The organism is Pseudomonas alloputida (genome assembly GCF_021283545.2).
Taxonomy (GTDB): Bacteria; Pseudomonadota; Gammaproteobacteria; order Pseudomonadales; family Pseudomonadaceae; genus Aquipseudomonas; species Aquipseudomonas alloputida.
This window is the reverse complement of record NZ_CP128540.1, coordinates 4,540,664-4,564,355: the sequence shown is the minus strand read 5'-3', so window position 1 is coordinate 4,564,355 and position 23,692 is coordinate 4,540,664. Positions and strand designations below refer to the sequence as shown.

Sequence of the window (23,692 nt, the reverse complement as noted above, 5' to 3'; positions counted from 1 at the left end):
TCGGTGGGGCCCGCTTGGCCACGCCGCGTGAATGGATAGAGGAAAGCATGAGCAAGCAGATTCTGATTCTCCCAGGTGACGGTATCGGCCCGGAAATCATGGCCGAGGCAGTCAAGGTACTGGAGCTGGCCAACGACAAGTTCCAGCTCGGCTTCAGCCTGGCGCACGACGTGATTGGCGGTGCCGCCATCGACAAGCACGGTGTGCCGCTGGCCGACGAAACCCTGGAGCGTGCGCGCAAGGCCGATGCAGTGCTGCTGGGGGCTGTGGGCGGGCCGAAGTGGGACAAGATCGAGCGAGACATTCGCCCGGAGCGCGGCCTGCTGAAGATCCGCTCGCAACTGGGCCTGTTCGCCAACCTGCGCCCGGCCATCCTTTACCCGCAACTGGCCGATGCCTCGTCGCTGAAGCCGGAAATCGTGTCGGGCCTGGACATCCTCATTGTCCGTGAGCTGACCGGCGGCATCTACTTCGGTGCCCCGCGTGGCCAGCGCGAGCTGGAAGGTGGCGAACGCCAGGCCTACGACACCCTGCCGTACAGCGAAAGCGAAGTGCGCCGCATTGCCCGTGTCGGCTTCGACATGGCCCGCGTGCGCGGCAAGAAGCTGTGCTCGGTGGACAAGGCCAACGTTCTGGCCTCCAGCCAGCTGTGGCGTGAAGTGGTCGAAGACGTGGCCAAGGACTACCCGGACGTGGAACTGAGCCACATGTACGTCGACAACGCTGCCATGCAGCTGGTGCGTGCCCCCAAACAGTTCGACGTGATGGTGACCGACAACATGTTCGGTGACATTCTGTCGGATGAAGCTTCCATGTTGACCGGTTCCATCGGCATGCTGCCTTCGGCGTCCCTGGATGCCGACAACAAAGGCATGTACGAGCCTTGCCACGGCTCGGCACCGGACATCGCCGGCCTTGGCATCGCCAACCCACTGGCGACCATCCTGTCGGTGTCGATGATGTTGCGTTACAGCTTCAATCAGTCGGCTGCCGCCGAGGCGATCGAGAAGGCCGTGAGCCTGGTTCTGGACCAGGGGCTGCGTACCGGCGACATCTTCTCGGAAGGCTGCCGCAAAGTTGGTACGCAGGAAATGGGCGACGCAGTAGTCGCAGCGCTGCGGAATCTGTAATCTCTCTGGCCCGCCCCCCAAAATTCCCGGTGGCGGCCCACTTTTAGCAAAGGTGTAGTTGCGATGAAACGTGTAGGTCTGATCGGTTGGCGCGGTATGGTCGGTTCCGTGCTCATGCAGCGGATGCTGGAGGAGCAGGATTTCGACCTTATCGAGCCGGTGTTCTTCACTACCTCCAATGTTGGTGGCCAGGGTCCGAACGTGGGCAAGGATACAGCGCCCCTCAAGGACGCTTATTCGATTGAAGAACTCAAGACCCTCGACGTGATCCTGACCTGCCAGGGTGGCGACTACACCAACGAGGTCTTCCCCAAGCTGCGTGAAGCCGGCTGGCAGGGTTACTGGATCGACGCCGCTTCGTCCCTGCGCATGCAGGATGACGCGGTGATCATCCTCGACCCGGTCAACCGCAAGGTCATCGACCAGCAGCTGGATGCCGGTACCAAGAACTACATCGGTGGCAACTGCACCGTCAGTCTGATGCTGATGGGCCTGGGTGGCCTGTTCGAGGCCGGTCTGGTCGAGTGGATGAGCGCCATGACCTACCAGGCGGCTTCGGGTGCCGGCGCGCAGAACATGCGCGAGCTGATCAAGCAGATGGGTGCTACCCACGCGGCAGTGGCCGATGACCTGGCCAACCCGGCCAGCGCCATTCTCGATATCGACCGCAAGGTTGCCGAGACCATGCGCAGCGAAGCGTTCCCGACCGAGAACTTCGGCGTGCCGCTGGCGGGCAGCCTGATCCCATGGATCGACAAGGAACTGCCGAACGGTCAGAGCCGCGAAGAGTGGAAGGCCCAGGCCGAAACCAACAAGATCCTCGGTCGCTTCAAGAGCCCGATCCCGGTCGACGGCATCTGTGTGCGCATTGGCGCCATGCGCTGCCACAGCCAGGCGCTGACCATCAAGCTGAACAAGGACGTGCCGATCGCCGACATCGAAGGCATGATCAGCCAGCACAACCCTTGGGTGAAGCTGGTGCCGAACCAGCGTGAAATCAGCATGCAGGAGCTGACCCCGACCAAGGTTACCGGCACCCTGAACATCCCGGTTGGCCGTCTGCGCAAGCTGAACATGGGGTCGCAGTACCTGGGCGCGTTCACCGTGGGTGACCAGCTGCTGTGGGGCGCCGCCGAACCGCTGCGCCGCATGTTGCGGATTCTGCTGGAGCGTTGATCGTTCAGGCTTCACCTGAAAAATACCGCACTGGTGACAGTGCGGTATTTTTTTATGCCTGAAAGTATGCATTTGGGTCGCGGGCCTAATCGCCGGATAATTCATGCCGCTGTTTAATGGCGAAATGTCTGCTCTGACAGAGCCGTTGCCGTTGCCGTTGCTTTTGCTTTTGCTTCTAAGTGCGCGGTAGTTCAGGCGACGCAGATTGCGACTTCAGGAGGCCGAGCGCAGGGCTTGCGGAGGGAGGTGACGGGCATGGATGCCCGTCAAGCGCTGGGCCCCAGGATGGGGCCTGCAGCGCGGTCCTCCCGGGAGCAAGCCCGGAGCGAGGGGACCCCGGAGCGTAGCGCAGGGGCCGGATGATGGGAGCCGACGGTTTTTGGTTCCTTTTTGCCACGACAAAAAGGGACCCGCCGTAAGGGCGGAAAGGTGACTATGCGCCACCTGCGTGAATGAATACCTACTCGGTGTGAATGCCCACATCCAAGAAGCAAGAAGCAAGAAGCAAGAAGCAAATTCGTCTGTTTTGACTCAGCGAACAGTCCATTCACGATGGCGACACATACTCACCTTTTCGCCCTTACGGCCATCCCTTTCAAGGTCTTCGGTAGAATTCGCTGAAATCCAGTCAGGAAGACCCGAGCGATGTGGGCTGATGTACTAGCGCGATTCGAGAAAAAAGCACCCGCCAGCGTAATGGCCAAACTTGCCTTGGAGCAGGCCATTGCGCCGGAGTGGGTCGATCAGGTTTTCGAGGAGCACCGCCAACGGCAGTATTCTCGCGAGCTGCTGTTCTCGACCATTATCAAGTTGATGTCGCTTGTTTCATTGGGCTTGAAGCCATCGCTGCATGCTGCGGCAAGACAACTGGACGACCTTCCCGTCAGCCTGGCAGCTCTGTACGACAAGATCAGTCGAACCGAACCTGCCCTGTTGCGTGCTCTGGTGACAGGCTGCGCGCAGCGCTTGGCGCCGACAATCCATGAGTTGGGCTGCTCAGCCATGCTTCCTGATTGGCAAGTTCGGGTGGTCGATGGCAGCCACTTGGCCTCTACCGAAAAGCGTCTTGGCGCGTTGCGCCAAGAGCGCGGAGCGGCTCGCCCCGGGTTTTCGGTGGTGGTTTACGACCCCGACCTGGATCAGGTAATTGACCTCCAGCCGTGCGAGGACGCCTACGCAAGCGAACGAGTTTGTGTTTTGCCGTTGCTGGCTGAAGCAAAGACCAATCAGGTTTGGATCGCTGACCGTCTCTACTGCACGCTGCCTGTAATGGAGGCGTGCGAACAGGTGAAGACATCATTTGTCATTCGCCAGCAGGCCAAGCATCCACGCTTGATCCAGGAAGGTGAGTGGCAAGCACCGATGCCCGTCGCCACAGGCACTGTGCGCGAGCAATCCATCGAAGTAAAAGGCGGGCACCGCTGGCGACGTGTCGAGTTAACGCTTCATTCACCAAACGACTCAGGTGATAACAGCTTGATGTTCTGGAGCAACCTGCCCGAGAGCATCAGTGCGCAACAGATCGCAGACTTCTATCGGCGCCGCTGGAGCATTGAAGGGATGTTCCAGCGGTTGGAAGCAATTCTGGAAAGTGAAATTGAAACCCTCGGCAGTCCGCGAGCCGCCTTGCTTGGATTCACCACTGCCGTGCTGGCATACAACGTTCTGGCCTTGCTCAAGCGAAGTGTTGAACAGGCTCACCGCGATGCCTTGCCCGAGAATTGGGAAGCCTCGATCTATCACTTGGCGGTGCAGATCAGAGGGGGTTACGAAGGCATGCAGATTGCCCTGCCATCCGAGTACATGCCCGTTGTTCCGATGGAAAACCTGGCTCAGCGCCTGCTGGAGCTGGCCAGAAACATCCAGCCCAGACAGGTTGCGAAAAGCCCACGAGGCCCCAAGGTGCTCAAAGCGAAGGCCTGGGTGCAAGGGACGGCTGTACATGCTCATGTTTCGACGGATCGGGTCATCAAAGCCGCCAAAACCAAAAGACCTTGAAAGGGATGGCCCTTACGGCGAGTCACTTTTTGTCAAACGCGACAAAAAGTAACCAAAAAACGCTGCGCTCCCATCATCCGGCCCCTGCGCTGCGCTCCGGGGTCCCCTCACTCCGGCCTTGCTCCCGGCAGGACCGCGCCGAAGGCCCCATCCTGGGGCCTCAGCGCTTGACGGGCATCCATGCCCGTCACCTGCCTCCGCAAGGCCTGCGTTCGGCCTCCTGAAGTCGCGAAGATCAAGATCAAGATCAAGATCAAGATCAAGATCAACAGCAACAGCAATAGCTACAGCAATAGGCAACGCTGGGGGAGGCACAGACAAAACCCTACAATCCGAGTAAAGTGCCGCCCCCGCCGTTTACAGCAAAAGGATCCCTTCCATGACACACCCTTTGGATATCGCCGTCGTCGGCGCCACCGGCAGCGTCGGTGAAGCCTTGGTGCAGATCCTCGAAGAACTGGCATTCCCGGTTGCCACTCTGCACCTGCTGGCCAGCATGGAATCGGCGGGCAGCAGCGTGATGTTCGCTGGCAAGAAACTGAAGGTGCGCGAAGTCGACAGCTTCGACTTCGCCCAGGTCAAGCTGGCCTTCTTCGCCACCGGCGCCGCCGTCAGCCGCAGCTTTGCCGGCAAGGCGCTGCAGGCGGGCTGCACGGTCATCGACCTGTCCGGCGGCCTGGACGACGCCCTGGCCCTGGTGCCGGAAGCCAACGCCGAACGCCTGGCCAGCCTGTCGTTGCCAGCGCGTATCGTCAGCCCATGCTCGGCCGCAGTAGCCCTGGCCGTCGCGCTGGCGCCGCTCAAAGGCCTGCTGGACATCGAGCGGGTGCAAGTGATGGCCGCGTTGGCGGTGTCTGCGCAAGGCCGTGAAGCGGTCAGCGAGCTGGCCCGGCAAACCGCCGAACTGCTCAATGCCCGCCCGCTGGAGCCGCGCTTCTTCGACCGCCAGGTGGCATTCAACCTGCTGGCCCAGGTCGGTGCTGCCGACGAGCAGGGCCATACCGCGCTGGAGCGCCGCCTGGTCAGCGAACTGCGCGTACTGCTGGGCCTGCCTGAACTGAAGATTTCCGTGAGCTGTGTTCAAGTCCCGGTGTTTTTCGGCGATAGCTTCAGTGTGGCCGTGCAAAGCCGTCGCCCGGTAGACCTGGCAGCGGTCAACCAGGCCCTGGAGGCAGCCGACAGCATCGAGCGGGTGGAAAACGATGATTATCCGACCCCGGTAGGTGACGCAGTGGGCCAAGACGTGGTCTATGTTGGACGTGTACGTCACGGTGTTGATGAAGACCAGCAACTCAACCTCTGGCTAACCACCGACAACGTGCGCAAAGGCGCCGCGCTCAATGCCGTGCAAGTGGCGCAATTGTTGATTAAACACATGCCGTAAAAGATACTGGCGAGCACTTTTGTCCTGCTCCGCATGCAGGTTTCGGGACGATTCATACAAGGGAAGAGGTCATGCTTCGAATTCGCAAACTGGTTCTGGCCATGGCTGCAGCATCCGCGCTGTCGTCTGGCATGGCGAATGCGCTGGGCCTGGGGGAGCTGACCCTGAAGTCGGCACAGAATCAGCCGCTGGACGCCGAGATCGAATTGCTCGACGTGCGCGACCTCAAAGCCGCCGAAGTGGCGCCGAGCCTGGCGCCACCGGAAGAGTTCAGCAAGGCCGGGGTGGCGTTTCCGACCTACCTCGAAGACCTGACCTTCACACCGGTGATCAACCCCAACGGCAAAAGTGTGCTGCGCGTGACCTCCAGTCAGCCGCTGCCAGGTCCGGTGGTCAAGTTCCTGGTGCAGGTGATGTGGCCGCAGGGCCGCCTGCTGCGTGACTATAGCGTGCTGCTCGACCAGGCCAAGGCACAGGGCGAACAGCCGGCGGCAGGCAATGTCACACCGGCCATCACCGGTGCCAGCAGCTACACCACCCAGCGTCGCGACACCTTGTGGCAGATTGCCGCGCGTAACACCCAGGGTGGATCGATCCAGCAGACCATGATCGCGATCCAGGCTTTGAACCCGGATGCCTTCATCGGCAACAACATCAACCAGCTGAAGGTTGGCCAGGTACTGCGCCTGCCCGACCAGCAGCAGATCCAGAGCATCGCCCAGGGCGAGGCGAACCGCGAGGTGGCCGAGCAGTATGCGGCCTGGCGTGAAGGCCGTCGCCTGGGACCGCGTGCCCGCCAGCTGGATGCCACTCGCCGTGGCGCCGCCGAGGCTGCACCGTCGCGTATCGCCCAGGGCGACAACCTGCGCCTGGTCAGCCCGGGCAACCAGGCCGGTGCAGGCCAGGCCAAGGCGTTGAATGACGAGCTGGCCATGGCCCAGGAAAGCCTGGACACCAGCCGTCGCGACAACGAAGAACTGAAAAGCCGCATGGCCGACCTGCAGAGCCAGCTGGACAAGCTGCAGCGCCTGATCGAGCTGAAGAACAACCAGTTGGCACGCCTGGAAGGCCAGGGCGCAGCCGCGTCGGCAGCGGCTGCCGATACCCCGGAGCAGCCCGTGGTCAATCCGGCACCTGCTGCTGCCGATACCGCACCCCAGCCTGTGCCGGACACCCAGCCAGCACCCGCCAGCCAGCCGAAGGGGGCGCTCGACTCGGTCCTGGGCAACCCGTGGCTTCTGGGCGTGATTGCCGGTTCCAGCATCCTGGTGCTGGCACTGCTGCTGTGGCTGCTGGCGCGCAAACGCAAGGCCCAGCAAGAAGCCGAGAAGCACCTGCGCATGGCGCGGGCGCTGGAAGAAGAGCAGGGCGCAGGTTTCGACAGCGATATCGAGAGCTTCGGCGGCGTCGAAGCCCCCGAGCCGGGTGTAACCCTGTCGCCGGCTGTGGTTGCCGCTTCGGCTGCAGCTGCCGTCGCTGCGGAAAAAGTGGCAGAACCGGTCGCCGAGGCAGCACCCGAGCCTGAACCACAAGCAGACCCGCACGCCGCGCTGCTGGCGCAAGTCGACCAATGCCTGGCCGAAGGCCGCCTTAATCGTGCCACCGAGCTGCTGGAGCCCGCCGTGGCCGCCGCACCGGAGCGTGACGACCTGCGCCTGAAACTGATGGACGTGTACGCCCGCCAGGGTGACCAGAGCGCGTTCGCCGAACAGGAGCGTCAGTTGCCGGCCAGCGAGCAGAACGTTGCTGAAGTCGCCGGCCTGAAAGAGCGTTACCCCGCCATGCTCGGCCTGGCCGCTGCCGGCCTGGGTGCGGCGGCGCTGGCTGCCGAAATGGATGAGCAGTACGTGCAAGAGCTGCTGCACGATGAGCCCAAAGCGCCAGTGGTTGCCGATGTGGTGCCTGACGAGTTGTCCGGGTTCGAGCCGCAAGAGCAGGCTGAGCCAGAGGTTGTCGCGCAAGCAGCGCCTGACGCTGAGCTGGACGCCTTCGATGATGTGCCAACGCTCGATGCAACGGACCTGGCCGAGCAGGATCTGGACAGCGCCTTCGACCTGAGCCTGGGTGAAGACCTGGCCGATCAAGACCCGCTGGCCGCGTCCGTGCTGGACGAGCCGATGGCGCAGGGGGGCGTACCCGACGAACTGATAATCGCTGAGCCTGTGCTCGATGAGCCCGTACAGGAAGAAGCTCAGCCGGAAGAACAGCCCTTTGCCGTGGATGCCGAGCTGCAAGCCGACGCCGACGCCGATTTCGAGGCCATGCTGGCTCAGGCCGAGCCTCAGCCTGCCGTGGACCTGTCTGATTTCGACCTCGACGTCAGCGAGCCGGTTGCCCCGGCTGCCCCTGAGGCGCTGGAGCAAGATCCGCTGGATGTCACCGCCGAACTGGCTGCCTTCGACAGCGAACCGGAGTTTGATCCGGTCTCCGAGTTCGACTTGCCATCGGACTTCGACCTGTCCCTGTCGTTGGAAGACGATTCGCCAGCCGCCAAGAGCTTTGCCTCGGAGCTCAATGACGTCAACGCCGAGCTGGACAAGCTGTCGCAGAGCCTCGAAACGCCATCGCTGGAGCCGCACTTCACCAGCGAAGACGCGGTGGCGCAACCAGAGCCTGAGCCTTTGGACGACCTGGACTTCGACTTCTTCTCCGGCAGTGACGAAGTCGCCACCAAGCTCGACCTGGCCCGTGCCTATATCGACATGGGTGACAGCCAGGGCGCGCGCGACATCCTCGACGAAGTGGTCAAGGATGGCGACGACAGCCAGCGTCAGGAAGCCGAGGACATGCTCTCCCGGCTGGTCTGATGCAAGCAGGTCAGGCCTCTTGGCGGGCTGACCGCGCCCGCGAAGAGGCCCGCGCATGCAGTGCGCAATCAGCGGCAGCCCTACGAGGCTGCCGTTGTCGTTATAATCCCCGCCATTCCGTACACCCCACAGGTTTCATGCTCTTGGACATCATCGACACCGCTACCGCCGAATCCGCGGCCGAAGGCTACTCCCGCATCGCCCTGGGCGTGGAATACAAAGGCGCGCGCTACCGCGGCTGGCAACGTCAGGCCAGCGGCGTGCCGAGTGTCCAGCAAGCCCTGGAGCAAGCGCTGTCCAAGGTCGCCAACGAGCCGATTTCGGTGGTCTGCGCCGGGCGTACCGACGCCGGCGTTCACGGCTGCGGGCAGGTCGTGCACTTCGATACCCGTGCCGTGCGTGACGAGCGCGCCTGGACCATGGGCACCAACTTCAACCTGCCGCACGACATCAGCGTGGTCTGGTCGCGGCCAATGCCGGCCGACTTTCATGCCCGCTTCAAGGCCTGCGCCCGGCGTTACCGCTATGTCATCTACAACGACCCGATTCGCCCGGCGCACCTGGCCGAAGAAGTGACCTGGAACCACCGTCCGCTGGACGTCGATCGCATGGCCGAGGCGGCGCAGTACCTGCTCGGTACCCACGACTTCAGCGCCTTCCGTGCCAGCCAGTGTCAGGCCAAGTCACCGATCAAGCACATCTACCACCTGCGTGTTACCCGCCATGGCCAGATGATCGTGCTGGACGTGCGTGCCACCGCCTTCCTGCACCACATGGTGCGTAACATTGCCGGTGTGCTGATGGCCATCGGCGCCGGCGAGCGTCCGGTTGCCTGGGCACGCGAGGTGCTGGAAGGGCGCAACCGCCGTGAAGGTGGGGTAACGGCCCACCCATACGGGCTTTACCTGGTGCAGGTGGAGTACCCCGAAGCGTTTGCGTTGCCCAAGCGTTACATCGGCCCACACTTTTTGAGTGGTTACGAGGCGTTGGCAGACTGACGAGCGAAAAGCCATTTGCTAACATCCGCCCTTTCGCCGCAACAATCAGGGTTCTTGTTCCATGAGCAATGTTCGCAGCAAGATCTGCGGGATTACCCGCATCGAAGACGCACTGGCCGCTGCCGAAGCGGGGGCCGATGCCATCGGCTTCGTCTTCTATGCCAAGAGCCCGCGGGCGGTGGACGTGCGCCAGGCGCGGGCGATCATTGCCGAGTTGCCGCCCTTCGTGACCACGGTCGGGCTGTTCGTCAATGCCTCGCGCTGCGAGCTGAACGAGATCCTCGAAGTGGTCCCGCTGGACCTGCTACAGTTTCACGGCGATGAAACCCCGCAGGACTGTGAAGGCTACCACCGCCCCTGGATCAAGGCCCTGCGTGTGCGCCCTGGCGATGACCTGGAGGCGGCCTGTCGGCTTTACGCGGGTGCCCGCGGCATTTTGCTCGACACCTATGTACCGGGCGTGCCAGGGGGAACCGGCGAGGCGTTCGACTGGTCATTGGTACCGGCGCGTCTTGGCAAGCCGATCATCCTTGCGGGCGGGCTGTCGGCCGATAACGTTGGCCAGGCCATTGCCCAGGTAAAGCCTTATGCGGTGGATGTCAGCGGTGGCGTGGAACAGGCCAAGGGCATCAAGGATGCGGCGAAGATCGAGGCCTTCATGCGTGCGGTGAAACAGGCTTGATGGCAGATGTGACGGCTGGCTGCGCGCCATCGTCCATAGCTTTCGCAGCCCTGCGGGCCGCATGCCAGCACCTGTGGCGGCAAAAAAACACATTAGCGGTGGAGTGGCGCGCTGGAAGCCCCGGCGGCCGGTCCACCATCGTTTCATAAAAGATTTTGAGCTCAAGGGCAGGGCAGGGCCGGTGACGCCGTCCCCCGCCTGCCAATACTGGAGAAAGAAAGCATGAGCAACTGGTTAGTCGACAAACTGATCCCTTCGATCATGCGTTCCGAGGTGAAAAAGAGCTCGGTGCCTGAGGGCCTGTGGCACAAGTGCCCGTCCTGCGAGGCCGTGCTGTATCGTCCGGAGCTGGAAAAGACCCTGGATGTCTGCCCCAAGTGCAATCACCACATGCGCATCGGCGCACGTGCGCGCATCGACATCTTCCTTGACGCCGAAGGCCGTGCCGAACTGGGCGCTGACCTGGAACCGGTCGACCGCCTGAAGTTCCGTGATGGCAAGAAGTACAAGGACCGCCTGACCGCTGCGCAGAAGCAGACTGGCGAAAAGGACGCGCTGATCTCCATGAGCGGCACCCTGATGGGCATGCCGATCGTGGTTAGCGCCTTCGAGTTCTCGTTCATGGGCGGCTCCATGGGTGCCATCGTCGGCGAGCGCTTCGTCCGTGCGGCCAACTATGCCCTGGAAAACCGCTGCCCAATGGTTTGCTTCTCCGCTTCGGGCGGTGCGCGCATGCAGGAAGCGCTGATCTCGCTGATGCAGATGGCCAAGACCTCTGCCGTGCTGGCGCGCCTGCGCGAAGAAGGCATCCCGTTCATCTCGGTACTGACCGACCCGGTGTATGGCGGTGTTTCCGCCAGCCTGGCGATGCTCGGCGACGTCATCGTCGGTGAGCCGAAGGCCCTGATTGGTTTCGCCGGTCCACGCGTGATCGAGCAGACCGTACGCGAGAAGCTGCCTGAAGGCTTCCAGCGCAGCGAGTTCCTGCTGGAGCACGGTGCCATCGACCTGATCATCTCCCGTGGCGAATTGCGCCCGCGTCTGGCCCGCCTGCTGGCGCAGATGACCGGTCAGCAAACGCCGGAAGAAGCGCGTGAGGCGGCTGCCGTCGCGTGATGAAACAACGATCCCTGGGCGAATGGCTCGCCTACCTCGAGCAGTTGCACCCCTCGGCCATCGACATGGGCCTGGAGCGGTCGCAGAAGGTGCTTGCCCGCTTGGCGCTGGGCAAGCTGGCGCCGCGCGTGGTGACGGTAACCGGCACCAACGGCAAGGGTTCGACCTGCGCCTTCGTGGCGTCGTTGCTGCGTGCCCAGGGGCTCAAGGTCGGCGTGTACAGTTCGCCGCACCTGCTACGTTACAACGAGCGGGTGGTGATCGATGGCCAAGAGGCCAGCGATGAGCGCCTGTGCGAAGCCTTCGCCGCCGTCGAGGCGGCGCGGGGCGATATTTCCCTGACCTACTTCGAGATGGGGACGTTGGCCGCGTTCTGGTTGTTCTACCAGTCGCAGCTCGATGCGGTGGTGCTGGAGGTGGGCCTGGGTGGCCGCCTGGATACCGTCAACGTAGTGGATGCCGACTTCGCCCTGGTGACCAGCATCGGTGTCGACCATGTTGATTACCTGGGTGATACCCGCGAGCTGGTGGCCTTCGAGAAGGCGGGCATCTTCCGCCCGGGCAAGCCGGCCCTGTGCGGTGATCTGGATCCGCCCGGGCCGTTGCTGGACAAGGCCGCCGAACTGGCCGCGCCACTGTTCCTGCGCGGTCGGGAATTCGACCTGGCCAGTGCCGAAGGCTGCTGGAGCTGGCGTGGTACTGCCGCTGATGGTGCGCAGGTCGAGCTGCGCGACCTGCCTTTGCTGGACCTGCCCATGGAAAACGCCACGCTGGCCTTGCAGGCTTTCCTGCTGATGGGGCTGCCGTGGAACGCGGCGCAAGTCCGCCAGGCGCTGCTGGATACCCGTATCACTGGGCGTCTCGACCTCCGTAATGTGAACTGGCAGGGCAAACCGGTAGCGTTGCTGCTGGATGTCGGGCACAACCCGCATGCGGCGCAGTACCTGGCCAGGCGCCTGGCGGCCCGGCCGCTGAAGGGGCGCCGCCTCGCGGTCTTTGGCCTGCTCGCCGACAAGGATCTGGAGGGCGTCATCGCGCCGCTGCAGGGCCTCATCGACGACTGGGCGGTGGCGCCGCTGGATACCCCGCGCAGTCGCCCGGCCGCAGAACTGGCCTCGTCCTTGGCGAACCTCGGTGCCACGGTGAAGTCTTATGTCAGCGTCGACGCCGCCCTTGAAGGGCAATGTGCGCAGGCGACGGCGGATGATCAGATCCTGCTGTTCGGTTCGTTTTTCTGTGTCGCCCAGGCGCTGGAATGGCTGGAGCGGCACGCCCAGGAGGGTGGAATAGATGGCTGTGCTGGATAAAGGGATGAAACAGCGCATGGTGGGTGCGCTGGTGCTGGTGGCGCTGGCGGTTATCTTCCTGCCGATGCTGTTTACCCGCCAGGACGAGATGCGCCAGGTGCACGTCGAAGCCCCGCAGGCACCGGCCATGCCCAGCCTGCCGGAAGTGAAGGTGGAGCCGGTTGCCGTGCCGGAGCCACAGGTTATTGCGCAGGAGGCGCAGCAGGCGCCGGTGGTGATCGACGAGGCCACTGCGCCGGCGAGTACACCCAGCCAGCCAATCACCCCGTCGCCACAGACCCAGGCTCAGGTTCAGCCACCCAAGCCCCAGGCGCCCGCGCCCAAGGTGGAGGCCAAAGCTGCTGCAACACCAGCACCTGCCGCGCCATCGAAGATCGACGCCAATGGCCTGCCCGTCAGTTGGTCGATCCAGCTGGCCAGTCTGTCCAACCGCGCAGGAGCCGAAAAGCTGCAGCAAACCCTGCGTAGCCAGGGTTACAACGCCTATATCCGTACGGCGGGTGGCATGAACCGCGTTTACGTGGGGCCGTTGATCGAGCGCGCCGAGGCCGAGCGCGTGCGTGACGCCATCAACCGTCAGAACAGCCTCAAGGGCTTCGTGGTGCGCTTCCAGCCTGAGCGCAGCTGATTCCCCGGGGCGGCTAGGCCGCCCATTCGCGGGTGAGCCCGCGCCTGCAGGTACTTTGCCGCTGCAAGGCTTACCCGGAACCTGTCGGGGCGGGTTTGCCTGCCAATGGCCCAACACCAATCCAGCTGACATTCCGCTTACTCCCGGCCCTCTGCTCTGGTAAAATGCGCCGCCTCAAACGTCTGCAGGCAACACCGTGGCATTTACCTTGGTTGATTGGGCGATCATCGCGATCATCGCCGTCTCCACACTGATCAGTCTCAAGCGCGGCTTCGTCAAGGAGGCCTTGTCCTTGCTCATCTGGATCATTGCCGGTGCGGTTGCCTGGATGTTCGGCGGTTCGCTCTCGGTGTATCTTGAGAGCTATATCCAGACGCCATCGATGCGCATCATCGCTGGTTGCGCCATTCTTTTCGTCGCCACCTTGCTGGTGGGGGCCATGGTCAACTTCCTTGTCGGTGAGCTGATCCGCGTGACCGGGCTGTCCGGCACCGATCGTTTCCTGGGCATGGCCTTTGGCGCTGCGCGCGGGGCCTTGCTGGTAGTGGTGGCCATAGGCCTGATCAGCCTGGGGCCGGTTCAACAAGACACCTGGTGGCAGGAATCACGCCTGATACCACAATTTCTCTTGGTCGCCGACTGGTCGAAAAACCTGATTCTGGGTTTCACCGACCAATGGACGCCCAGTGGGCTGATCAGCACTCCGGCTGATCTTCCGTTCAAGGAACAGTTGCTCGGGCCGTCCAAGCCCTGAGCGCTATTCACTCAAGTTTCATCAAAGTAGGGGTTGCGTCGCATGTGTGGCATCGTCGGTATCGTCGGTAAGTCGAACGTCAATCAGGCGCTGTATGACGCGCTTACGGTCCTCCAGCACCGCGGCCAGGACGCTGCCGGTATCGTGACCAGCCATGACGGCCGGTTGTTCCTGCGCAAGGATAATGGCCTGGTGCGCGACGTGTTCCAGCAGCGCCACATGCAGCGCCTGGTTGGCAACATCGGTATCGGCCACGTGCGCTACCCGACTGCGGGCAGCTCGACCTCGGCCGAGGCCCAGCCGTTCTACGTCAACTCGCCTTACGGCATCACCCTGGCTCACAACGGCAACCTGACCAATGTCGAGCAGTTGGCCAAGGAGATCTACGAGTCCGACCTGCGCCACGTCAACACCAACTCCGACTCGGAAGTGCTGCTGAACGTGTTCGCCCATGAGCTGGCAGTGCGCGGCAAGCTGCAGCCGACCGAAGAAGACGTGTTCGCTGCGGTCTCCCATGTGCACAGCCGCTGCGTTGGCGGTTACGCCGTGGTGGCCATGATCACCGGCTACGGCATCGTCGGTTTCCGCGACCCCCATGGCATTCGCCCGGTGGTGTTCGGTCAGCGTCACACCGACGAAGGTGTGGAATACATGATCGCCTCGGAAAGCGTCGCCCTGGACGTGCTCGGCTTCACCCTGATCCGCGACCTGGCGCCGGGCGAAGCGGTGTACATCACCGAAGAAGGCCAGTTGTTCACCAAGCAGTGCGCCGAATCGCCAAAGTTGCAGCCGTGCATCTTCGAGCACGTCTACCTGGCGCGTCCGGACTCGATCATCGATGGGGTCTCGGTGTACAAGGCGCGTCTGCGCATGGGTGAAAAGCTGGCCGACAAGATCATGCGCGAGCGCCCCGATCATGATATCGACGTGGTCATCCCGATCCCGGATACCAGTCGTACTGCCGCGCTGGAACTGGCCAACCGGTTGGGCGTCAAGTTCCGCGAAGGTTTCGTCAAGAACCGTTACATCGGCCGTACCTTCATCATGCCCGGCCAGGCCGCGCGCAAGAAGTCGGTGCGTCAGAAGCTCAACGCCATCGAGCTGGAGTTCCGCGGCAAGAATGTGATGCTGGTGGACGACTCGATCGTGCGCGGCACCACCTGCAAGCAGATCATCCAGATGGCCCGCGAAGCCGGCGCCAAGAATGTCTACTTCTGCTCCGCAGCGCCTGCAGTACGCTACCCCAACGTCTACGGCATCGACATGCCGAGTGTTCACGAACTGATCGCCCACAACCGCACCACCGAACAGGTGGGTGAGTTGATTGGCGCCGATTGGCTGGTCTATCAGGACCTGCCAGACCTGATCGACTCGGTCGGCGGCGGCAAGATCAAGATCGAGCAGTTCGATTGTGCGGTGTTCAACGGCGAGTACGTCACTGGCGATATCGACGAAGCCTACCTCGACCGCATCGAGCAGGCCCGTAACGACTTGGCCAAGGTCAAGAACCAGGCCGTCAGCGCGATCATCGACCTTTACAACAACTGATTTTGGGAGCGACGGCATGACGGATCAATGGGATGCCGGGCGACTGGACAGTGACCTCGAGGGTGTCGGTTTCGACACCCTGGCGGTACGCGCTGGCCAAAACCGTACCCCGGAAGGCGAGCACAGCGAAGCGCTGTTCCTGACCTCCAGCTATGTGTTCCGCACGGCAGCCGATGCTGCTGCGCGCTTTGCCGGCGAAACGCCGGGCAACGTCTACTCGCGCTACACCAACCCGTCGGTGCGTGCCTTCGAGGAGCGCCTGGCGGCCATGGAAGGTGCCGAACAGGCCGTGGGTACGTCCACCGGCATGGCGGCGATCCTGGCCGTGGTCATGTCGCTGTGCAGCGCCGGTGACCATGTGCTGGTGTCGCAGAGCGTATTCGGCTCCACCATCAGCCTGTTCGAGAAGTACTTCAAGCGCTTTGGTGTAGAAGTGGACTACGTGCCACTGGTCGACCTCACCGGTTGGGAAAAGGCCATCAAGGCCAACACCAAGCTGCTGATCGTCGAATCGCCCTCCAACCCGCTGGCCGAGTTGGTCGATATCACCGCGCTCAGCGAAATCGCCCATGCTCAGGGTGCCATGCTGGTGGTGGACAACTGTTTCAGTACCCCGGCGTTGCAGCAGCCGCTGAAGCTGGGTGCCGACATTGTGTTCCACTCGGCCACCAAGTTCATCGACGGCCAGGGCCGCTGCATGGGCGGTGTGGTTGCCGGCCGTACTGAGCAAATGAAAGAAGTGGTGGGTTTCCTGCGAACCGCAGGTCCAACCCTCAGCCCGTTCAACGCCTGGATCTTCACCAAGGGCCTGGAAACGCTGCGCCTGCGTATGCGTGCGCACTGCGAAAGCGCTCAGGCCCTGGCCGAATGGCTGGAGCAGCAGGACGGCGTGGAGAAGGTGCATTACGCCGGCCTGCCCAGCCACCCGCAGCACGAACTGGCCAAGCGCCAGATGAGCGGTTTTGGTGCAGTGGTCAGCTTTGAAGTCAAGGGGGGCAAAGAGGGCGCCTGGCGTTTCATCGACGCTACCCGAGTGATTTCCATCACGACCAACCTGGGTGACAGCAAAACCACCATCGCTCATCCGGCGACCACCTCACACGGTCGTCTGTCGCCGCAGAAGCGTGAAGCGGCTGGTATCCGCGACAGCCTGATCCGTGTTGCCGTGGGTCTGGAAGACGTGGCTGACCTGCAGGCTGACCTGGCGCGCGGGCTGGCGGCATTGTGATCGAAATCAGCGGCAGCACCCCGGGCCACAATGGCCGGGTAGCCTTGGTCACGGGCGCCGCCCGCGGCATCGGTCTGGGCATTGCCGCATGGCTGATCTGCGAAGGCTGGCAAGTGGTGCTGAGTGATCTGGACCGCCAGCGTGGTACCAAAGTGGCCAAGGCGTTGGGCGACAACGCCTGGTTCATCACCATGGACGTTGCCGACGAGGCCCAGGTCAGTGCCGGCGTGTCCGAAGTGCTCGGGCAGTTCGGCCGGCTGGACGCGCTGGTGTGCAATGCGGCCATTGCCAACCCGCACAACCAGACGCTGGAAAGCCTGAGCCTGGCACAATGGAACCGGGTGCTGGGGGTCAACCTCAGCGGCCCCATGCTGCTGGCCAAGCATTGTGCGCCGTACCTGCGTGCGCACAATGGGGCGATCGTCAACCTGACCTCTACCCGTGCTCGGCAGTCCGAACCCGACACCGAGGCTTACGCGGCAAGCAAGGGCGGCCTGGTGGCTTTGACCCATGCCCTGGCCATGAGCCTGGGCCCGGAGATTCGCGTCAATGCGGTGAGCCCGGGCTGGATCGATGCCCGTGATCCGTCGCAGCGCCGTGCCGAGCCGTTGAGCGAAGCTGACCATGCCCAGCATCCAACGGGCAGGGTAGGGACCGTGGAAGATGTCGCGGCCATGGTTGCCTGGTTGCTGTCACGCCAGGCGGCATTTGTCACCGGCCAGGAGTTTGTGGTCGATGGCGGCATGACCCGCAAGATGATCTATACCTGAGCACCTTGTTTAAACTGCGCCGGCCTCTTCGCGGCTAAACCCGCTCCTACAACGGTTAATGTCCGACTGTAGGAGCGGGTTTACCCGCGAAGAGGCCGGCACAGGCAATCACATCACGTTGCCTTTTTGAAAAAAATTCAATGGGGCTATTGACTTAGCTTCGCCACCTGCGTAAATTTCGCGGCCTCAGCGAAGCAAACGCAACAAGCAACATCGCGAGGGTGATTAGCTCAGCCGGGAGAGCATCTGCCTTACAAGCAGAGGGTCGGCGGTTCGATCCCGTCATCACCCACCACTTCCTGAGATGTTCCTGGAGCTTCGGGTTCGCAAGAAGCCGATAGCCAGAGAGGAACGCACTGCGCAGCGGTAGTTCAGTCGGTTAGAATACCGGCCTGTCACGCCGGGGGTCGCGGGTTCGAGTCCCGTCCGCTGCGCCATTTTTCAGTAACAGATGGGTGCCTGGCACCGGTCTGAAGCCACAAGGCACATGCCTTGGGCTGATCCCAGTTTCAATCGGGCGCAAGCCTGAACGATACGCAGCGGTAGTTCAGTCGGTTAGAATACCGGCCTGTCACGCCGGGGGTCGCGGGTTCGAGTCCCGTCCGCTGCGCCATCTTCGTTTCAAGGTCCCTAGAACACCTTGAAGCAAACACAAGAGAAGCGATCGCGTTATCGCTTTTTTTGTGCCTGCCCTGAGGCCATCGCGCCGGAAGGGTAGACCCAGGTTTCAATCGGGCGCAAGCCTGAATGATACGCAGCGGTAGTTCAGTCGGTTAGAATACCGGCCTGTCACGCCGGGGGTCGCGGGTTCGAGTCCCGTCCGCTGCGCCATCTTCGCTTCAAGGCCCCATGAACGCCTTGACGCAACGTTAAAGCGACCTTCGGGTCGCTTTTTTCGTTGGTGCGCCTGACAAGTGCCTGCCTTTACCCAGATTTGCACCAACCTGACAGATTCTTCACCGACCAGCGGTTCCTGTGCCTGCCTGCTGTGTTGCACAATAGGCACTTTCCCGACATACCCGGAATTCGCAATGACCAGATCTTCCGTCTTTGGTGCGCTCGGGCTGGCCCTGGTGCTGGCGGGCGTGACCGGTTGTTCCTCGAAAAAAGCGGCCGTCTACGAGCACGAGAACTTCGATGACTCGGGTACCTTCTCGCGCAGCTTTCCGGTGAGCGATGCCGGCTCTTGCGAGGCCGCCCGGCGTGCTTTGCTCAGCCAGGGGTACATCATCACCAGCAGCGGCGCCAACCAGGTGGTGGGTAACAAGAGCTTTCAGCAAAACAGCGAGAACCACCTGCAGATCAGCTTCAATGTCACCTGTGCACCGGACGTGAGCGACGATCAGCGCTCGACCATGTTCGCCAACGCCCTCCAGGACCGCTATGCGCTGAAAAAGTCCAACACCTCCGCCAGCCTGGGTGTGGGGGTGCTGGGTTCGGTGTCAATGCCGATCGGCTCCAGTGACGACTCGATGGTCAAGGTGGCCAGTGAGACGGTGACCGCGGTGCAGTTCTATGACCGCTATTTCGCCTTGGTGGAGAGCTACCTGCCCAAGCCGAAAAAAGTGAGCAAGGCCAAGGTCGAAGAGCCAGCGCCGAAGGTTGAAAAACCGGCGGCTGACCTTGGGCTTCCGGAGCAAGCTGCGGCGAACCCGGTGGCGCCGGCCCCGGCAGCTGCGCCGTTGGTTGACGCGGCGCCTGCATCTGCGGGGGTAGCCCCGGCCAGCGAGGCGCCAGCGGCGCCGGTGGTGGATGACAGCCAGGGTTCGCAGCCTGTGGCCCCGCCGGCCGAAGCTGCACCCATTCAGGTGCAGCAGGATGCCCAGCCGGCCGAGGCCGCCGCCCCCTCCCTTTGATGGGTCGCCTGAACCGACCCTTTCGCCGGCAGCCCGCGAAAGGGCCGGTTCAGGCTGTAAACATCCCCTGTTACAGACGCCCCGCGATAACTTTCTGAACACCTGCTACGTTTACCACTCATAAGCTTGTCATCATCCCTTCATCCCACCTGCTTAGGCTGAAGGCGATACCTACAAAGGCAAAATGAGCAAAGAGGACGCAGGGCAATGGATGAATACCAGGAAGAACTACTCGAAACCCAGGCTTACGAACTGGACACCCCGGAACCGGCCGACGACGCCACCGAACTCTAGCTCGGCTGCCGCTGGCTGCGGCGGAACTCCCCCGGCGTGAGGCCCGTCCAGCGCTTGAATGCGCGCTGGAAGGCCTCGGCCGAAGCAAACCCCAACAGATAGGCTATCTCGCCAAAGGCCAGCGCCGTGTCACGGATGTAGGTCTCGGCCAGGTCGCGCCGGGTTTCGTTGAGCAGGTCGCGAAAGCGCGTGCCTTCCTCCGCGAGCTTGCGGCGCAAGGTCCAGCTTGGTAGCTGCAAGTGCAGCGCCACTTCTTCCAGGTCCGGTTCACGGCCGCCATTGAGCAGCGGGCCCAGCAGGTGGGTGATGCGCTCACCCAGACTGCGCACCCGCGTGCGCTGCAGCAGCTCTGCTTCGCACAACTGCAACAGGTGCTGCCAGGTACTCGGGCAATGCCCGGGGTTGGCCAGTTGCAAGGTAGCGCGGCTCAGACGCAGCTGATTGCCGTCGGCGGCGAACTGCACAGGCGTGCTGCAAAGCGGTTGATAGCGCGCGGCATAGGAGGGCGCGGCAAACTCGATCTCCAGGCGATCGGCCTGCACCGGGGTGCCGGCCAGCTCGGCCAACTGGGCCAGCCAGCCGGCCAGCAGTGAGTCGACCACAAAGCGGTTGTAGTCGTTGTAGGGGCTGATGGAATAGAAGCGCAGCCAGGCGCCCTGGGCATCTTCCTCAAAGCGGGAATGGCCGCGGTAGTTGGCCGCGTAAAGCGGCTCGAAACGCAGCAGGGTACGCGCGGCCTCGCCCAGGGTGGGGGCCTGGGCCGCAGTGACCCCGGCCAGGCCCGTATGCGCCAGCCGGCTGAGGCGCCCCATACGCAGACCTAAAGCGGCCTCACCGCTCATTTCGATGGCTGCGTGGCCCATGTGCATGTAGCGGGGTATGGACAGGCGTGCGCCGGCTTCGCTCAGGCGGGTCGCGTCCAGGCCGTAGCGGCGCAGCAATGGTTCAGGGTCGTGGCCCAGCTCGCGCAGGGCTTCGCTCAAAGGCTGGACAAAACCAACCGACAGTTCGCCCAGGCGCACGCGGGGGCGGGCCATGGGTTTACAACCACACATTCAACAGGCGGGCGCCTGGGCTGGGGGGGCCGGCGAGCAACGCTCCCGACTGGCGAGCAAAGCCCTGGCCATCGCTGCCCTGTTCCCAGAACTGCCCGCGCATGAACACGCTCATGCTGCTGATGCCGGTTCCGGCCACTTCGGTCAGGCGTTGCCAAGCCGTCTGTTCACTGACTTCGCCGCGCTGCAAGGCCAGCCCGGCGCTGGCATCCTGATGGCGATTTCCCCGCCAGGGTGCTTGCCAGCTGCCCTTGCCACTGAGAAACGCCGGGTTGGCGACCAGTTGTACGGCTTGTTCAGTCAGTTGCTGGTGGTTTTCCGGGTACCAGCTGTCACTGCCCACCAGTATCCCGAGGCGCCCGGCCGGGGTCTGCACGACCTGCAGCGGGTGCTGGCGGCCGTGGTGGACGTAGCGGCGCATTTCACTGTCGGGATATTGCTGGCGCTGGGGCTGCCCCAGTAGCGAGCCGTCTCCGGCAAACACCACACTGCTGTTGAACAGCGGGCCACGGCCGGTATGCAGTACGCCTTGTTTCACATAAGGTTCGGGCAGCACGATCGAACCGGCCACCAAGGTGACGCCAAATTCCCTGGCCAGGCCGCCGAACAGCTGCTGGTAGTCTGCGGCCATCTGCTCGGCCTTCATGCGCAAGTGCGCATCGGCGCGCCAGTCGTCGCCGTCAGCGCCAAGAACCGCGAGGCCATAGCGCAGCGGGTTGCTCAGTTCCAGCCATTGTCGGGCTTCGTGGCTTTGGGTGACTTGATACAGCTCGTTCTTCTCTCCGCGCGCCCACAGCCAGGTACCGATGTGTTCCGGCAGCACCACCACGGTGCGCGGGTTCACCAGGCCTTGGGCGCGGGCTTGCTCCAGATAGGCTGCGAGCTTGCGGTGCAGGCGTTGCAGGTTTTGATAGTCGCCGGGGTACAGCAGTGGTTCGACACCGAGCAGGTTGCCGTGCTCGCCCGGTACGCCATGGTTAAGCGCCAGTTCGATGCGCAGGTCGGACAGGTAGTGGCCTTCCGGGCGCTGTTGGGTCCAGAAGCCATAGCCGCAGAGGGCGGCGATCATCACCAGCGCCAGGGCGCTTGCCAGGAGTTTTCGCATCAAGCGTGGGTATTCGCTAAAAGTGGAGTGGCCATACGGAGCGATGCAGCCGCAATCTCGCGCCTTGTGATCGGTTTGAGCAGCGCACTGCATGGATCCATGCACAATCGACTTTTGATCATACCAAAGGAATGGCGATGGGCGTGCAACGAACCCCGGGCGTTGAGCCCGGGGTTGTGTTGGCAGGGTCAGGCGGCCAGCGTCGCCAGGGCGAGACGTTTGTCCTGGATGCAGAATTTCTCGAGCAACTTCAGCGAGCCACCGAATATCAGGGCACCGGAGTAGGTGATGTCGGTCAGGACAAAGGCATCCGGTTCACTGAATGGCCATTTGACCTGGTTCGCCGCCACTTTGACCATGGGCGCTATGGACGGAATGTTGTTGGTTACCCCACCCGCCACCACGCGCTCGATGATCACGTGGATGACGATGCTGACAATGGCCACCACCAACGCTGCGATGATGCCGACGATCAACGCCATCACCTTGCCGCCCACGCCACCCGCCACGGCGGTGGCCACGGCGGCAATTGCGCCCAGGATGGCTTCGGTGATGACCACCCAGGTGGCGATGTCTGTCGTGTTTTGGACATCCGGGTCTCCGACCATGGCATATACCATCACCTGTTCGCCCTTGTCGTTGACGCCCAGTTGCAGCGTCTGCTTGGTGACGATACGGGTATAGGCCACGACACCCGGTGAGATATCGGTGCGTACCTTGCATTCGGTGCGGATATAGGACTCGTCGAAGTTGATATCGAACTTTTCGGCCACGGGGTGATAGGTGATGGCTCCAAACTTGACGCTATCGAGCTTCAGGTCGTTGGCAGTGATGGACGTGCCCGCTGCATCCAGGGTGAAGTTGGCCTCGGTGGTACCCTCGAAGATGAACGGCAATGCCGCCAGCAACTGGTACTTGACGAAGATCTCCCGGCTGATGAGGAAGTTGGCATTGTTGTCCGCAGCCAGCATCACGGCAGGCAACTGGTTCGGCAATCCCGTGGAGTCACGCTCGTTGGTCATGGCCAGCACCCCGAAGATGCTGCTTTCCTCACTGTTCTTGTCGGTATAGGCATAGCTCATGGAGGTGGCCCGCAGCCATTTGAATTCCTCGCTTTCCTTGCCCATGTTGTTGATCAGTACGGTACTGAACAGGGTGTCGAACTTCTTCAGGTTCTCGGGCTGGTTCAGCCAGTCTTCGAGTACGCCGCGCATCACGCTCTGGTCAATGCCGCTCAAGACGTTGTTCGGGTCCCTCAGGGCAATCACCGCCGCGATCGGGTCATCCGGGTCCGTTGCCTGGGTGTTGACTTGCAGTTCATACGTGCCGTCTGAAGCCGATACTGGATTGGGCGCCGGGAAGTAGCTGAGCTTGACGTAGACATCCGCAGACATTCCCTGGATCTGGTAGGTTTTGCCGTTCAGGCCCTTGTATGTCCCTGAGCCGAAGGGGATGCGTACCTTGACGTTGCGTCCGTCGCCGCCGGTGGTAATCGACCAGGCGTCGAAGTCGGCCTTGAGCGAGAAGCTGTCGACCCCGGCGTCGATGTTGGCGGGGTAGGTTTTTTCCAGGGCGATGCGCTGGTTGAGCGCAGAGACCCGGCAGATGCTCACGGTATCCCAGCCATTGGTCGTGACCGTACTGGCCAGTGTTCCGGCATTGGTCAGTAGCTGCGCGGCGCGCAAGGTGTCTTCGGAACTGTGTACAAACGCCGCGTTGCGGTACAGGGGCGATTCGCGCAGGGTCTGGCGCGCGGTTTCATTGAGGTGATCGAGGCGCAGCGAGATGGGTTGGGCAAACCCGGACAGCATGACCTTGCTTTCATTGCTCATGATACGGCTCCTTGTGTTGGTGGG

Annotated in this window: 19 protein-coding genes and 4 tRNA genes; 20 read left to right on the top strand and 3 right to left on the bottom strand. The window is 62.6% G+C overall.

The window, feature by feature from the left end; all coding sequences use genetic code 11:
• Positions 1-47 precede the first annotated feature (47 nt).
• The 20 genes from leuB (at position 48) to LU682_RS20995 (ending at position 19,382) form a co-directional block, all read left to right on the top strand.
• Complete coding sequence (leuB, locus tag LU682_RS21090) at positions 48-1,130, top strand: 3-isopropylmalate dehydrogenase (protein WP_003247194.1); 1,083 nt, start codon at positions 48-50, stop codon at positions 1,128-1,130.
• A 63-nt stretch (positions 1,131-1,193) separates the two neighbouring features.
• Positions 1,194-2,306, top strand: a complete 1,113-nt coding sequence (asd, locus tag LU682_RS21085) for an aspartate-semialdehyde dehydrogenase (protein WP_003247195.1) — start codon at positions 1,194-1,196, stop codon at positions 2,304-2,306.
• Between the two features lie 696 nt (positions 2,307-3,002).
• A complete protein-coding gene (locus LU682_RS21080) occupies positions 3,003-4,304 on the top strand; it encodes an IS4-like element ISPpu8 family transposase (protein ID WP_010952894.1) in 1,302 nt (433 codons plus the stop codon).
• 180 nt (positions 4,305-4,484) lie between these two features.
• A complete protein-coding gene (locus LU682_RS21075) occupies positions 4,485-4,736 on the top strand; it encodes a hypothetical protein (RefSeq protein ID WP_232857637.1) in 252 nt (83 codons plus the stop codon).
• Positions 4,684-5,688: an aspartate-semialdehyde dehydrogenase gene (locus tag LU682_RS21070; protein WP_010953006.1), complete on the top strand. Its 1,005-nt coding sequence runs from the start codon at positions 4,684-4,686 to the stop codon at positions 5,686-5,688. Before LU682_RS21075 ends, LU682_RS21070 begins: the two co-directional genes overlap by 53 nt.
• 71 nt (positions 5,689-5,759) lie before the next feature.
• A complete protein-coding gene (locus LU682_RS21065; protein WP_010953007.1) occupies positions 5,760-8,495 on the top strand; it encodes a FimV/HubP family polar landmark protein in 2,736 nt (911 codons plus the stop codon).
• 137 nt (positions 8,496-8,632) lie between these two features.
• Positions 8,633-9,493, top strand: a complete 861-nt coding sequence (truA, locus tag LU682_RS21060; RefSeq protein ID WP_014754042.1) for a tRNA pseudouridine(38-40) synthase TruA — start codon at positions 8,633-8,635, stop codon at positions 9,491-9,493.
• A gap of 61 nt (positions 9,494-9,554) precedes the next feature.
• Positions 9,555-10,175 (top strand): phosphoribosylanthranilate isomerase, encoded by a 621-nt coding sequence (locus LU682_RS21055; protein WP_010953008.1) that lies wholly within the window; start codon positions 9,555-9,557, stop codon positions 10,173-10,175.
• Between the two features lie 222 nt (positions 10,176-10,397).
• On the top strand, positions 10,398-11,291 hold the full coding sequence (gene accD / locus LU682_RS21050) for an acetyl-CoA carboxylase, carboxyltransferase subunit beta (protein ID WP_004574892.1): 894 nt from the start codon (positions 10,398-10,400) through the stop codon (positions 11,289-11,291).
• Positions 11,291-12,598 carry a bifunctional tetrahydrofolate synthase/dihydrofolate synthase gene (folC, locus tag LU682_RS21045; RefSeq protein ID WP_049586623.1) on the top strand — a complete coding sequence of 436 codons (1,308 nt, stop codon included), beginning with the start codon at positions 11,291-11,293 and terminating at the stop codon, positions 12,596-12,598. The genes accD and folC overlap by 1 nt, the downstream gene beginning before the upstream one ends.
• Positions 12,582-13,226, top strand: a complete 645-nt coding sequence (locus LU682_RS21040) for an SPOR domain-containing protein (RefSeq protein WP_010953010.1) — start codon at positions 12,582-12,584, stop codon at positions 13,224-13,226. Before folC ends, LU682_RS21040 begins: the two co-directional genes overlap by 17 nt.
• A gap of 196 nt (positions 13,227-13,422) precedes the next feature.
• On the top strand, positions 13,423-13,980 hold the full coding sequence (locus tag LU682_RS21035) for a CvpA family protein (RefSeq protein WP_010953011.1): 558 nt from the start codon (positions 13,423-13,425) through the stop codon (positions 13,978-13,980).
• Between the two features lie 42 nt (positions 13,981-14,022).
• Positions 14,023-15,528, top strand: a complete 1,506-nt coding sequence (purF, locus tag LU682_RS21030; RefSeq protein WP_003247207.1) for an amidophosphoribosyltransferase — start codon at positions 14,023-14,025, stop codon at positions 15,526-15,528.
• Positions 15,529-15,544: 16 nt separating this feature from the next.
• The gene (locus LU682_RS21025; RefSeq protein ID WP_232914933.1) at positions 15,545-16,756 is read left to right on the top strand and encodes an O-succinylhomoserine sulfhydrylase; all 1,212 of its coding nucleotides are present in this window, start codon (positions 15,545-15,547) and stop codon (positions 16,754-16,756) included.
• Positions 16,753-17,526, top strand: a complete 774-nt coding sequence (locus tag LU682_RS21020; protein ID WP_010953013.1) for an SDR family oxidoreductase — start codon at positions 16,753-16,755, stop codon at positions 17,524-17,526. The genes LU682_RS21025 and LU682_RS21020 overlap by 4 nt, the downstream gene beginning before the upstream one ends.
• Positions 17,527-17,745: 219 nt before the next feature.
• Positions 17,746-17,821, top strand: a tRNA-Val gene (locus LU682_RS21015).
• A gap of 65 nt (positions 17,822-17,886) precedes the next feature.
• A tRNA-Asp gene (locus LU682_RS21010) sits at positions 17,887-17,963 on the top strand.
• A 99-nt stretch (positions 17,964-18,062) separates the two neighbouring features.
• A tRNA-Asp gene (locus LU682_RS21005) sits at positions 18,063-18,139 on the top strand.
• Between the two features lie 141 nt (positions 18,140-18,280).
• A tRNA-Asp gene (locus LU682_RS21000) sits at positions 18,281-18,357 on the top strand.
• A gap of 200 nt (positions 18,358-18,557) precedes the next feature.
• The gene (locus LU682_RS20995; protein ID WP_232885767.1) at positions 18,558-19,382 is read left to right on the top strand and encodes a DUF2242 domain-containing protein; all 825 of its coding nucleotides are present in this window, start codon (positions 18,558-18,560) and stop codon (positions 19,380-19,382) included.
• A 290-nt stretch (positions 19,383-19,672) separates the two neighbouring features.
• Here LU682_RS20995 and LU682_RS20990 read toward each other — a convergent pair whose 3' ends face one another.
• The 3 genes from LU682_RS20990 to LU682_RS20980 form a co-directional block, all read right to left on the bottom strand.
• Positions 19,673-20,713 (bottom strand): AraC family transcriptional regulator, encoded by a 1,041-nt coding sequence (locus LU682_RS20990; RefSeq protein ID WP_232857607.1) that lies wholly within the window; start codon positions 20,711-20,713, stop codon positions 19,673-19,675.
• Between the two features lie 4 nt (positions 20,714-20,717).
• Entirely contained in the window at positions 20,718-21,836 is a 1,119-nt protein-coding gene (locus tag LU682_RS20985; RefSeq protein ID WP_010953016.1) for a nitrilase-related carbon-nitrogen hydrolase, read from the bottom strand.
• A gap of 188 nt (positions 21,837-22,024) precedes the next feature.
• Entirely contained in the window at positions 22,025-23,668 is a 1,644-nt protein-coding gene (locus tag LU682_RS20980; protein ID WP_049586629.1) for a TULIP family P47-like protein, read from the bottom strand.
• Between the last annotated feature and the right edge of the window lie 24 nt (positions 23,669-23,692).